General features: G+C 46.4%; 12 protein-coding genes. 5 read left to right on the top strand and 7 right to left on the bottom strand.

Features of this window, described 5'->3' with window-relative positions; all coding sequences use genetic code 11:
• Nucleotides 1–62: 62 nt before the first annotated feature.
• Complete coding sequence (gene dusB / locus H9J30_RS09345; protein ID WP_240130779.1) at nt 63–1,031, top strand: tRNA dihydrouridine synthase DusB; 969 nt, start codon at nt 63–65, stop codon at nt 1,029–1,031.
• 16 nt (nt 1,032–1,047) lie between these two features.
• Nucleotides 1,048–1,353 (top strand): DNA-binding transcriptional regulator Fis, encoded by a 306-nt coding sequence (fis, locus tag H9J30_RS09340; protein WP_006083371.1) that lies wholly within the window; start codon nt 1,048–1,050, stop codon nt 1,351–1,353.
• Between the two features lie 97 nt (nt 1,354–1,450).
• On the opposite strand, the gene yjjG is transcribed toward fis, so the two are convergent.
• Nucleotides 1,451–2,131, bottom strand: a complete 681-nt coding sequence (gene yjjG, locus H9J30_RS09335; protein WP_427915904.1) for a pyrimidine 5'-nucleotidase — start codon at nt 2,129–2,131, stop codon at nt 1,451–1,453.
• Nucleotides 2,132–2,428: 297 nt separating this feature from the next.
• On the opposite strand from yjjG, the gene H9J30_RS09330 reads away from it, so the two are divergent.
• Together H9J30_RS09330 and H9J30_RS09325 are read left to right on the top strand one after the other, a co-directional pair.
• Nucleotides 2,429–3,325: a LysR family transcriptional regulator gene (locus H9J30_RS09330; protein WP_240130778.1), complete on the top strand. Its 897-nt coding sequence runs from the start codon at nt 2,429–2,431 to the stop codon at nt 3,323–3,325.
• Nucleotides 3,326–3,428: 103 nt separating this feature from the next.
• The gene (locus H9J30_RS09325) at nt 3,429–3,905 is read left to right on the top strand and encodes a PD-(D/E)XK nuclease superfamily protein (RefSeq protein ID WP_047534281.1); all 477 of its coding nucleotides are present in this window, start codon (nt 3,429–3,431) and stop codon (nt 3,903–3,905) included.
• A 35-nt stretch (nt 3,906–3,940) separates the two neighbouring features.
• Here the strand turns inward: H9J30_RS09325 and H9J30_RS09320 are convergent, their stop codons facing one another.
• The 3 genes from H9J30_RS09320 to H9J30_RS09310 form a co-directional block, all read right to left on the bottom strand.
• Complete coding sequence (locus H9J30_RS09320) at nt 3,941–5,896, bottom strand: DUF2075 domain-containing protein (protein ID WP_240130777.1); 1,956 nt, start codon at nt 5,894–5,896, stop codon at nt 3,941–3,943.
• On the bottom strand, nt 5,893–6,123 hold the full coding sequence (locus H9J30_RS09315; RefSeq protein ID WP_240130776.1) for a helix-turn-helix domain-containing protein: 231 nt from the start codon (nt 6,121–6,123) through the stop codon (nt 5,893–5,895). Before H9J30_RS09315 ends, H9J30_RS09320 begins: the two co-directional genes overlap by 4 nt.
• 158 nt (nt 6,124–6,281) lie before the next feature.
• A complete protein-coding gene (locus H9J30_RS09310; protein WP_240130775.1) occupies nt 6,282–7,397 on the bottom strand; it encodes a Fic family protein in 1,116 nt (371 codons plus the stop codon).
• A gap of 293 nt (nt 7,398–7,690) precedes the next feature.
• Here H9J30_RS09310 and H9J30_RS09305 point away from each other — a divergent pair, with 293 nt between their 5' ends.
• Entirely contained in the window at nt 7,691–8,479 is a 789-nt protein-coding gene (locus tag H9J30_RS09305; protein WP_240130774.1) for a sulfotransferase family protein, read from the top strand.
• A 15-nt stretch (nt 8,480–8,494) separates the two neighbouring features.
• On the opposite strand, the gene H9J30_RS09300 is transcribed toward H9J30_RS09305, so the two are convergent.
• The 3 genes from H9J30_RS09300 to H9J30_RS09290 form a co-directional block, all read right to left on the bottom strand.
• Nucleotides 8,495–9,919 carry an MFS transporter gene (locus H9J30_RS09300; RefSeq protein ID WP_240130773.1) on the bottom strand — a complete coding sequence of 475 codons (1,425 nt, stop codon included), beginning with the start codon at nt 9,917–9,919 and terminating at the stop codon, nt 8,495–8,497.
• Nucleotides 9,920–10,018: 99 nt separating this feature from the next.
• The gene (locus H9J30_RS09295) at nt 10,019–11,083 is read right to left on the bottom strand and encodes a phosphotransferase enzyme family protein (RefSeq protein ID WP_055647870.1); all 1,065 of its coding nucleotides are present in this window, start codon (nt 11,081–11,083) and stop codon (nt 10,019–10,021) included.
• Nucleotides 11,067–11,948, bottom strand: coding sequence for a nucleotidyltransferase family protein (locus H9J30_RS09290; RefSeq protein WP_240130772.1), 882 nt, complete (start codon nt 11,946–11,948; stop codon nt 11,067–11,069). Before H9J30_RS09290 ends, H9J30_RS09295 begins: the two co-directional genes overlap by 17 nt.
• Between the last annotated feature and the right edge of the window lie 51 nt (nt 11,949–11,999).

Raw genomic sequence — 11,999 nt, 5'->3', positions numbered from 1 at the left:
TTTCACGGCCAATAAAAAGGGCTACTATAGCGCCCCTTTGAAGAGCTAAGGTGAAACAGTAAATGCAGATTGGACCCTATCAACTGAAGAATCAGCTGATCGTGGCACCAATGGCAGGTGTCACCGATCAAGCTTTCCGTAATCTCTGTCTTCGTTATGGCGCAGCCTTAGCGGTGTCGGAGATGCTTTCATCCAATCCTGAGGTTTGGGATACAGATAAAAGCCGCCAGCGTATGACACATTCTGGTGAGGAAGGTATTCGCTCAGTGCAAATTGCAGGTGCAGATCCAGAGTTAATGGCGCAGGCCGCCCAGTTCAACGTTGAACAAGGCGCCCATATCATTGATATCAACATGGGATGTCCTGCAAAAAAAGTGAATAAAAAGCTGGCTGGCTCAGCCCTAATGCAAAATCCGTCCCTCGTAAAAGACATTTTACAAGCCGTGGTTGCCGCAGTAGATGTGCCCGTTACGTTAAAAATTCGCACAGGCTGGGAGCCTGAACACAGGAACGGTGTTCAAATCGCCCAGATTGCCGAGGATTGTGGCATCGCCTCACTGGCCGTTCATGGCCGCACGAGACAATGCATGTACAAAGGCGACGCCGAGTACGACACCATTAAAGCAATTAAACAGAATGTCTCGATTCCTGTTGTCGCAAACGGGGATATCGACAGTCCGGAGAAAGCCCGCTTTGTGCTGGATTACACCGGTGTCGATGCTCTGATGATAGGACGGGGTGCTCAAGGACGACCTTGGATTTTCAGAGAAATCCAGCACTACTTGGAGACGGGTAATAAGCTAGCGCCCATTGAGGTGGCAGAACAGCGTCAAGTGATGCTGGAACACCTCACCAAACTTTATGATTTGTATGGTGAATATAAGGGTATCCGCTTCGCCAGAAAACATATTGGATGGTACCTAGACCAGGAGGATCAGCGCCAGTTCCGGGCTGACTTTAATCAGCTGGAAACCGCTGCAGAACAGTATTCCCTCGTGGAATATTATTTTGATGAATTAGTACAGAATTAATAAAGAGCAGAATAGAATGTTTGATCAGACAACTAACACAGAAGTTCACCAGCTTACCGTTGGCAAAATCGAAACCGCAAACGGCACTATCAAGCCCCAGTTATTACGTGACGCTGTTAAGCGTGCCGTAACTAACTTCTTCGCACAGTTGGACGGTCAGGAAGCACAAGAAGTGTATGAAATGGTGCTAAGTGAAGTTGAAGCACCTCTGCTTGACATCATCATGCAACACACTCGCGGCAACCAAACCCGCGCAGCAAACATGCTAGGTATCAACCGCGGTACTCTGCGTAAGAAATTAAAGAAATACGGCATGAACTAATCATTTCGATTAAGTGATTGTTAGAAAAGGGGTTAACCTGCAAAGGTTAACCCCTTTTCGCATTATATGTACGGCAATATGTACCCCAAATGTTGTCTTAAAGCCCCAGTATCTGTTGCAGCTCTTGATGGGAGTTCACTTGATAATTTGGAGTGATCCCCGCAGATGCGGCATGACCATGGACGTTGTACCAGCAGGTATGAATACCGGCATTGAGACCACCTTGGATATCGGAATGCAGGTTATCACCGACCATTAATACTTGCTCACGCGCTGGCCGCCCCATTAACTCAAGCGCATGCTCAAAAATACCCACATCGGGTTTGGCAATGCCAACTTTTTCTGAAATTACTAAAATATCAAAATGATGCTGCAAGCCTGTTCGCTGTAAGCGCACCGTCTGCAACTCAGTAAAGCCATTAGTGATAATCCCCAGTTTAGCCTTACCTTGCAATGCCGATAGCAATTCGCGCGCACCAGGCAGCGGCGCACAAATCTCAGCCATAGCAGATAAAAAGGCACTATTGAGCGCTTGCGGCGCTACCGCAAGTTTGGCAGCCCAAGGCTCGAAACGTGTGGTTTGCAATTCGGCAGCAGTGATTTTACCGTCTTGATAGTCAACCCATAGCGGTTTATTAACTAACTGATACTCATCAAAATCCGCTTGAGTAAAATCGACCCCAAACTCACCAAACATCAACTTAAGCCCTTTTAAGGCATCGAAATAAAATAGGGTTTCGTCGGCATCGAACAGAATCCATTGGTATGGCAATGACATAGGAACTCTCTTTCTAACAAAATAGCTAAGCTCCATTCCTATGCCGTTCAGAGGCATCAGAGAATGGTACATCGGCAATTGCGGCACTGCTGCGGCAAGTTGCCGAACAGTAATCAAGATAAGCGATAAACAAAGAGTGATGAATCCAAAAATAACGAGGCTTCACAGTCAACACCCGCAATCAGCAAGTGCATTAGTCTACCTTGCATCAAGGGCAATGATAACCACGATAATAAAAACTGACTGTTGAGGTATTATCAACAATAATGGCAGGGGACAAGATAATCTAAGGACACCATGGAGCAATTTTCGGCATTACCCATTTTTGTCACTGTGGTCGAATGCGGTAGTTTTTCTGCGGCGGGACAAAAGCTTGGACTGAGTAAATCAGCCATCAGCAAACGAATCACACAGTTGGAGCAACACTTAGGGATTCAACTATTACAACGCACCACCCGCAGCTTAAGCCTAACCGATGCTGGCGCGCGCTATTTCGAGTACATTCGCCCGGCGGTACAGCTCACCCAAGAAGGATTGGATGCGATCTCTGAATTGCAGCAAACACCTAGAGGCAATTTGCGGATTTCAGTACCTATGGTGTTTGGACGCAGATATATTGCGCCATTAATAGCTGAATTTTTAAGGCGTTACTCCGATATCCAGCTGCAAATGCAAATGGATGATAAGACAACGGATTTAATCGCAGGCGGCTTTGATTTAGCCATTCGTATCGGCGAACTGCCCGACTCCAGCCTTATCGCCCGCAAAATAGCCCCGTGTTTAAGCGTTATTTGCGCGTCCCCAACGTATCTAGCGCAGCACGGTTCACCTCTTACTCCTTGCGGGTTAACTCAACACAACTGTTTGTTTTACAGTTACTTTCAAGATGGTGTGGAATGGAGTTTCCACAGTCCCGATGGCGTGCAACGTGTTCAACCCAAAGGCAACTATCAGGTCAATAATAGTGATGCCATCCATCAGGCCTGTCTCGATGGTCTCGGCATCGCCAACCTACCACGTTTTATTATTGAGCCGGATCTGCAAGCCGGACGTTTACAGGCGTTACTTACAGACTATCCGCTACCCGAACATGGCATTTACGCTGTGTATCCACAGCGAAAATACCTCCCGACCAAAGTGACGGTATTGATTGAGTTTTTGATGGAGAGGTTGGCGAGTGACAAGGTTGGATAAATTTCAAAGTGATAGAACAATTTTGAGTAGTGGCTCTAACTGATTGAAAATCAGACACTCTCAATGCTACATTAAAGGGCGATTTAACAACCAAGGATGGAGAATGAACCAAGAATCACTTTTTGAAGATTTACCTGAAGTAGACACAGGTAAATATGAAGCAAGCATGTTATCCAATCAGAAATTTTGTGATCAAGTAGAACAATCCCTTGTAGCGCTAGGCTTTTGTGAAGCACAAGGTGTTCCATCTCAAAACGAGTTCCTTAAAAATGTGCCTTATACAGATATGTATGGTGGAATTCGAAAGGCAGCCTTCTTAGTACAACATCAAACACTAGGAGCAGTCCGAATTGAAGCTCACAAGCAAGAGCAAAGCGGCTCTGTCGATCAAAAATTTCCTTTTTTCCTAGAGTCTCTCCGCCTCGCACCAGAGCAAAATTTAGTCATTTTACTCGGTGGGAAAGGCTATAAACAAAAAGCTTTTGACTGGATAAAAACTGCTGCAAGTAATATTCAAGACAAACAAATCAAAGTCTTTAGTGACCTTGATGAATTTATTAATTTTTTCGTTTCAAAATAACCAAAAGGGTCGAACAATTTCGACCCTTGCTTTTATTAAATCACACCAATCCCACAATTGATCAAGTACTTATAGGTATGATCATAAAACTTGGGATCTCGAGTCTCATCTGATTTATCGCCTTTAGGAACAAATATCACCATGCCCTGACGAGCCCGAGTCAACAATACGCGATAAGCATTTTCAAGATATCTCTTACGTACAGCTTTATGCCGCATTTCCCATTTAGTTCCTCTAAATTCCCAATGCTCAAACACTTGGCCGTTGAAACGATAATCAGCATCCCAAGCAACGACACACCAGTCTAGCTCTAATCCTTGTACGTCAAACTCGGTGGCTACATCCTCTAAAAACTCAGCAGAACGAATATCTTCAACTCCACTTAAAAACCACTTTGCAGGATCTATCTCATTTTTAACGAAAATCCCTTCAGCTTTAAGCCTAATGCCGTTAGAAGAAGCAAGAACTCCCATAGATTCATTAGCTCTTCTGTGCTGCCGAACCCAAGATTTAGCCTTAGCTAAATCGCGAGTGACTTTGATTGGGTAGACATGCTCTAGATCTTTATAAACGTTAATAGCAAGCCCGCATTGCCCAGCTACCAAGTAATGAATAAAACTGGACAACTTTTCAGCACGGAAAGATCGCATGGATGTGGCAAGATGTAAGTTAGGTAAGACATTAGCCCTTGAAACCGCATTCAGATCAACCCCTAGCGAAACATACTCACCTGACAATAAAGCTGTGGAAAAATAGACATCCCAATCTAAGAACTTAGCCTTAAGCGCATCCAACCAACCAGCTAGTCCTGCCTCACCTTTATTAATCTCCTGTCCACCACCAACTAGCGCAATAATAAACGCCCAGTCTTGACGACGGTCCATTACTTCGATGAGAAATTCAGGCTCTGATTTATCAAAGTCGACAATACCTCGCTTACGACGCATAAAATCGCTTGCCTGCTCTTTATCCCACGCCCGTTGAGCCTCATCAAATATGGCCACTTTTTCAGGCGGCACGCCACCATGCAAATATTCATCCCTAAAGCGATGGATATTTTGAATAAATGATTCAGTCTCCTTTCTAGTTGCACTGATAGAATCACCAGTTCTAGAAGATCGATCCCTAGCTAAGGCTTCCTGTAATACCGCCACCAAGGGGCCATTACCACTGAGGAAAACAGAATACTCATTCTCTTCCCTGTTTGCGTGAATACTCGCAATATTAAGCCCTACGAGGGTTTTGCCCGCACCCGGAACGCCGGTAACGAAACAAATTATTTTTCGCTTATTGATACGAGCATCGTGAATCAACTGAAGTAATTGCTGGCTCGTTTGCCCAAGATTTTGTGTATCCGCTTCACTACGAGCAATATCTTCGACATTGTGCGACGCATACAGAGCTTGTGCCGCTTCGATAATGGTTGGCGTCGGCAAATAACCAGAATCAGCCCACAAGTTTGGATCAAAAGTAGGTTGATTCAACCGCTCAGCAATTAGGCGCATTCTTGAAAACAATTCACCGGGCGAAATACACAAAGTCAAAGCAACATTATCGCCTGCGAATACTGGATTTTCCGATTGGCTGGTCGCGTTGGTGGCGACAAGCAGAGGGACTAGATATTTATCATGACTACCGCGATGAAAGTTCTTTAAATCTAAGGCATATCCATGAGCCTGCCTCATATCGGCAGCAATAAATACTGTTGCGCCAACTTTAAACTCTACTACAAAAACAATCCCTTTAAATATCATCACGACATCGGCACGTCGCCCCATTCGTGGGATCATAAACTCAATGAAAATATGCCCTTCTCGCTCAACACTCTCGGCCAAGGATCGTTTGAGAATTTCAATTTCAGTCAACCAAGCGCGAGTTTGTGAATGCAATAAATGCTGTGTATGGAAACGTGATATCTGCCCGGTAATCGCATCGGGCTCTGCTGATAGAAAATCTTTAAAACTCGCCGAATAAAATGATCGTTGAGTCATAATGATCCCTCAACGGTAAAATCTAGAAGTTGTTTTGCGGGAATATCTAAGGCTTCAGCGAGCTTGAATATATTAATCAAACTCACATTACGCTGACCACGTTCAATGCCGCTGACATAGGTTCTGTCCATGTCCGCTTTGAATGCGAGCTGCTCCTGCGAAAACGATCTCTCAAGTCGCAAACTTTTTAGATGAGTACCAAATGAGGTAAGCAAATGATCTTCCATGAATAATCCTGCTAAGAGTTTTCATGATGATCTTTACTTGTAGACAATACGTCTACGGACTATGAGTCACATTCAATCTAGCACATAATGATTTGGGCATAAGATCACGCAGGGTAATCACTAACAAAATGCAAAATGATTATTGGCGCTGAATCCATCTACCTCCCACTCGGCAATAAGTACCTCGTACTTCGGCCGCCAGCGTCGGCTTTCACTAAAAAGCCTTGCTCGACCATTTGCGCAAGGTGACGGGTGGCGGTGGCGCGACTCACCTTAGCGACCTTTTGATACTGGCTACTATTCATCCCTAATTCAAAATCGCCATCTAACATCCGATTGAGCACTTTGGCTTGCTCTTGACTCAATAAGGATTGATCGGCATTTTGCCAATACTGCGTTTTTAGCAGAGTCTTGTTCACATCAGCCATCGCATTGAGTAAACAATCATTGAGGGTTTCAAAAAACCATACTAACCAAGGAGTAATATCGACATTCCCCCTTTGAGTGGACTCTAAAATGTCATAGTAGGCTTGGCGACGGGCCAGAATACTGACCGACATAGCGTAAAAACGAATCGAGCGTTTTTCCGCTTGCGCCAAAGCTAAATCGGTCAATAAACGCGTGATGCGCCCATTACCATCATCAAGCGGATGCAGAGTCACAAACCAAAGGTGAGTTATCGCCGCGCGGATAAGCGGATCTAAGCCAGGCTCTTGCCGTGAAGCATTAAACCATTCGATAAACAGTGAGAGTTCAGCGTCCAAAGTCGCTCGAGAGGGGGCCTCAAAATGCACCCTTGGTTTATCAATCCGGCCTGAGACAACTTGCATAGGCGTATCGCCACGTAGCGCTCCACCAATAACGGGGTTAAACAGCGTATAACCCTGGGGAAATAACTGTTTATGCCAACCTAATATCCGCTCAAGGGTTAACTCTGTATCTAAATTTTTTAAGGCATCGAGCATAATGTCGGCCAAACCATCGGTTTGTGCCGTGGTCGGATACGGTTTGTCTTCGGACACACCGAGTTTTTTAGCCAAGGATGAGCGCACCGAAGCCGCATTGAGCTTTTCACCTTCAATGGCACTGGAGTGGATAATGTTAGCAAGTAAGGTGTCGAGTGCTGCCGCTGATGTTAACTGGCTGTCGTCGTGACTTAGCATTTGCTTGCCGAGCAGTTGGCCCTGATTGAAATATACCTGACGCAGCAGGGCATCAACTCTGCTGATATTCCAATGAAACTTAGGCCAATCGGCTTGCTGCCAAATCCACATATCTTACCCCATGAGTCAAATAACAAGCCTATTCTACTCACATAATGAGTCAATTAACAAATCTATTCGCCTCATATAATGAGTCAAATAATATCAACTATCGCCTCATCTTGCCCAACTGCTTCTAGCATAAAGGGATTTATGCTGTTGATTGCCCCTACAACGCAACGCCAGCTTTGCGCTGCCAAAACCTGTGCACTGCGATATACTGCCAGCGTTGATAAAACGCTAATGTTAAACCCCAATTTACACACCCATCGCGACCACGCTGACAAGAATGCTGAGCCCAATCCATGCCTGATAACCCAACTATTGCCACCCTTCCCGATTCTCAAGGGCATAACCATAGTGCAGATGTGCAGCTCAATCAGCCACAGTGCGATTCAACTAAACCCAATGACATCAGGCCAAATGCAATTAAGCATGAATCTGTGGTTGCCGAGCAAAAACAGAAGGTTATTTTTATCGGCTTACCCAGAACAGGGACAACGAGCGTAAGCGTGGCGCTATTGGAGCAAGGCTTAAAAGTGGCACATATGGCGTTTACTAAAGCAGCCTTTATGCAGGCCGATGCGATTTCCGATGCACCTTGTTTTAGTGATTTCAAGCAGTTAGATAAACTCTTCCCCGAGGCCAAATTTGTCTATATTGACCGCGAGTTAGACTCTTGGGTGCCGTCGATGCAGATGTTACTCAGCCGAATGCTGCCACATTTGGACGCCAAAACCGGCCGATTTCACCCAATCATGAAGCGCAGCTTTCGCCATAGCTTTGGCGTAGGTATAGTCGAAAATCCGCAGGATGAACAACATCTTATCGATTGTTATCAACGTCATAAAGCTGAGGTGGTTAACTACTTTGCGGGCAGACAAGACTTACTCAGTATTGATGTGAGCCAACAAGGAGCCCTCGGTCAGCTATTGGCTTTTATGGGCCTAGCCGCTACCGAAAATCAGCAGAACTTTCCTAAGCTCAATGTCGGCCGCAACGTCGCCAGTTGGGATGAATATAAACACCCGAATAAGATCAGCGCCAATGCCTCGGGGCCTGACAAACGTAAGTTTTTTGATTATAAAATCTAGGGCCTAGATTCTAGATTAATCATTATTTTTCCGACACTTAACCACAGTTAACCAGTCGAGACTCACGCCCGAAATCGCGTTAAAGCCACGGATACGGAAGATAAGTTGCAGTAACTGCGGCCTAGGCCTGACTTTAGGTTCGACCGAGCGCGGAATAAACCACAGCGTCACGAATGCGCGCAATATGGTCGACACTAAAAACACCACAAAAATCGGGCTACTGAGCCAAGTATTCCAACCCGACCACACTAAAAAGTCCGCCGCATGGGAGGCAATCGTGCCGCCAACCATCGCCCCCACAAATACGAATCCCGCACTGAGTGACGCTTGCAGCGCTGCATAGGTCGCAAAGTCACTGCGAAAGGGACGAATATCATAAAGGTAATTGGCGGTGCTTAAGGTAAAGCCGCTCCACGCCAGCCCAGAAAATGCCTGAATAAGGAGAATATACAGATAGTTATCGGAAAACAGCCATAACAATGGCAAGCTTGGGATCATGCAACTGGTAATAATCATCACCAAACGATTACCGAATTGATCGCTAAATCGTCCCCAAAATTTCAACGTCACAAACTGAGTCGCTATCGAGGCCACGCTCGCGAGCACAAATTCGATATAGCTAAAGTGCAGGTCTTCTAGCATATACACGGCGAAAAACGGCGCCGAGATGGCCACCATCGCCTGCATACTGGCCACAAACAAGCTGTACTGGCGAAAGGTTTTATCCTTCCATGCGCCGCGAAAATTGCGGATAGTTTGGATAAATACGCCCCGCTGCTTGGCTTCGCGCGGATCAGGATCGTGCATTTGCAGTAATAACCAAGCCGAGACAAAACGCCCCATGGCGGCAATCGAAAACAGCAGCGTAAAACCCAACCACGCCATTTGCCGCGAATCGGTAAAGGTAAGAATGCCACCGCCAATAAAGAATACACTTAAGGATGCGCCCATAGTGAGTCGGGTGCGCGCCGCAAAAAAAGTACCACGGCGACGTTCAGGTACAATCGACCCCATCCACGCACGCCAATGGGGTTGGATAAGATTAATAAAACCGTGATACCCCACGGCGAGCGCGATAAATATCCACACTGCGTGTTCGGGGCGAAAGGCCGCCAACACGCCCATTGCCAATACCACAACCGCCTGCAAAGCTGCGCAGCAAACGATAAACCCGCGACGGGAAAAATGGCTCGCCAACCAGACGGAAACTAACTGCGACATCGCCCCGAAGAGCTGCGGTAAACCAGTAACAAAGCCCATTTGCGCAAGACTGGCGCCGAGAAAAATCGCGTAAGCATTAAAAAAGTTATCGCTGGTTGCCGTCATCATCGATGAGGCAACGGCTTCCTGCTGCGAGCGGCGCAGAGTACATCTTAACCAAAGATTTCTGGCACTACGGCGCGCGCAAGTTAATGCGGTGGGTACTTCGTGGTTGCCCATTCCAAGCCAAATCCATATGAGACTGAGGGTTTTTAATGGTGCAATTATGTCGTATATAAGCAAAAAACAAAACGCCCCGTTTGGGGCGTTTGATTAGGGCTAGAAGCAAGCCTTTAACTCGGCTTCTTGATCTAACAGGCTTTGATACAAGGTAAATTGATTCGCAGCCCTATCCAGATTGTGGCCCTCACGGTGCACATGGAAATACACGTCACCATTCAGATAATCCGTTAAAAAACGCACACCAATCATCAAGCAAATGACTCGCGCCCCAAGCCAAAGACTGCGTTTTTCGACCTCAGTTAATACCTCGGAGAGCTCACTTAAATAGCCACGGCAAATGGCGGCAAAGATCGACTGGCGCACTTTAACATTTTCAAGGGCGGTAGAATCTTCCTCCTCGGGCGAACAGAAGGTACGCACCATATCGCCAAAGTCATACATCAGATGACCCTTCATGCAGGTGTCTAAATCGATAATCGCCATGCTCGACATATCACGCTTATCAAACAGCATATTGTTGATTTTAGTGTCGTTATGGCAGATCCGCAGCGGTAACTGCGGCGAGATTTCGGCCAGTTCATCCAATAAACTCTGCTGCGACAGCGCATAATCAACCCATTGACGGCACGACTCTAAGCGCTTGGCTTTATCCTGCTGCACCGCTTGGCGCAGCATTTCCATCCGCCCTGGCAAGTGATGAAACTGCGGGATCACATCTTCAAGCTCAGTGGCGTCAAAATCACTTAATGCACAGGCAAAGTGACCAAAGGCCTTGGCGGCCATTTCAGCTTGCGCTTCGGACTTCACCACTTCGATACTTAAACTATGGGGTAAATAACTGATCGCACGCCAAAATCCCTGCTCACCTAAGTCGATGGCAAGTTCACCCTCTTGGGTAAGACAAGGGCTGACCACTTGCAGACCATATTGCTGCTGCAATGCCTTGGCGCATAAATGATGGCTAATTTTATCGGCATTACTCACCAGCGCCTGCGGCGTCTTAAACACTTGAGTATTAATGCGTTGTAAAACGAGCTCGCCCGTAGGCCAACGCACTAATAAGGTGTCGTTAATATGACCATTCCCTAACGCTGAGATTTTTGCCTCGTCGGCTTCAATTCCAAAATGAGGCAACACTGACTGCCTAATGAGTTTTATCACCCAATAACTCCATTAATTTTTGCTTTACCCAGACAGAATCCTGCGGATAGGTCACACCGAGCCAAGGTTCGCTGCCCACATCAACATAGACGGGTACTCCTTGCTCAATTGCCGCCTGAACCACAGCAGGCAAATAGCACTCCGATTTCGGCAATTGGCCCTGTTGTTCAATAAATGCGGTTAATTGCTGTTTAATAACATCAAATATGCTTGGCGAAAAGCCCCAACAGGTCATAGACACCAGCGACTGTGGAGGAAGCTTTGCCAATCCATTTGGACCTTCGCCAACAAAACCATCATCTTGCGCTTGAATATTTAACCACTCGGCGACCGAGCGTAACTGCCCATGCTCAACTTGGCATAAGCCACGATTTACTCCGCCATGCTCAGATAACGTCAGCTCGATAGGATAAGCCACCATCATCCAATCGTTAGGTCTGGCGGTTAATCCCTTCGCGAGTGAGGCAAAGGCGCTGTCACCGTAAAAGTCATCGGCATTGATCACTGCCATTGGCCCTGTTACCCAATCGCGGGCACACCAGAGCGCATGTGCTGTCCCCCAAGGCTTTAAACGATGGCTAAAATCAGCAAGCATTGCGTCTTGTGGTAAATCACTTAATGACTGGTAACAAAAGTGATATTCAAAGTTTGCGGGTAAAAACTGCGTCAATATCCCGGAGAGCTCCGCCTCAAGCTCAGGGCGGATCACTAATACGGCGCGCTGAAATCCACTGCGAATAGCCGATAAAATAGATAACACCAACATGGGTTCGCCAGCAGGCCCAAGGGAGGCTAACTGCTTATCGCCGCCAAAACGACTACCAAGGCCCGCCGCCATAATGACTAAGGTCAAATCTGTATTCATGTGGGATTGAGTTTTCAGTTCGTATTAAAGATATTTTCCCGAACCTCGCCG

The sequence above is a fragment of the Shewanella cutis genome (assembly GCF_022410515.1).
In the GTDB taxonomy this organism is placed as follows: domain Bacteria; phylum Pseudomonadota; class Gammaproteobacteria; order Enterobacterales; family Shewanellaceae; genus Shewanella; species Shewanella cutis.
The sequence above is the reverse complement of the archived record's forward strand: the minus strand, read 5'-3'. Positions and strand labels throughout refer to the sequence as shown.

Excerpts from the sequence above, each read along its gene's own strand:
- dusB (WP_240130779.1), top strand. The coding sequence starts at position 63 with ATGCAGATTGGACCCTATCAACTGAAGAATCAGCTGATCGTGGCACCA.
- fis (WP_006083371.1), top strand. The coding sequence starts at position 1,048 with ATGTTTGATCAGACAACTAACACAGAAGTTCACCAGCTTACCGTTGGC.
- yjjG (WP_427915904.1), bottom strand. The coding sequence starts at position 2,131 with ATGTCATTGCCATACCAATGGATTCTGTTCGATGCCGACGAAACCCTA.
- H9J30_RS09330 (WP_240130778.1), top strand. The coding sequence starts at position 2,429 with ATGGAGCAATTTTCGGCATTACCCATTTTTGTCACTGTGGTCGAATGC.
- H9J30_RS09325 (WP_047534281.1), top strand. The coding sequence starts at position 3,429 with ATGAACCAAGAATCACTTTTTGAAGATTTACCTGAAGTAGACACAGGT.
- H9J30_RS09320 (WP_240130777.1), bottom strand. The coding sequence starts at position 5,896 with ATGACTCAACGATCATTTTATTCGGCGAGTTTTAAAGATTTTCTATCA.
- H9J30_RS09315 (WP_240130776.1), bottom strand. The coding sequence starts at position 6,123 with ATGGAAGATCATTTGCTTACCTCATTTGGTACTCATCTAAAAAGTTTG.
- H9J30_RS09310 (WP_240130775.1), bottom strand. The coding sequence starts at position 7,397 with ATGTGGATTTGGCAGCAAGCCGATTGGCCTAAGTTTCATTGGAATATC.
- H9J30_RS09305 (WP_240130774.1), top strand. The coding sequence starts at position 7,691 with ATGCCTGATAACCCAACTATTGCCACCCTTCCCGATTCTCAAGGGCAT.
- H9J30_RS09300 (WP_240130773.1), bottom strand. The coding sequence starts at position 9,919 with ATGGGCAACCACGAAGTACCCACCGCATTAACTTGCGCGCGCCGTAGT.
- H9J30_RS09290 (WP_240130772.1), bottom strand. The coding sequence starts at position 11,948 with ATGAATACAGATTTGACCTTAGTCATTATGGCGGCGGGCCTTGGTAGT.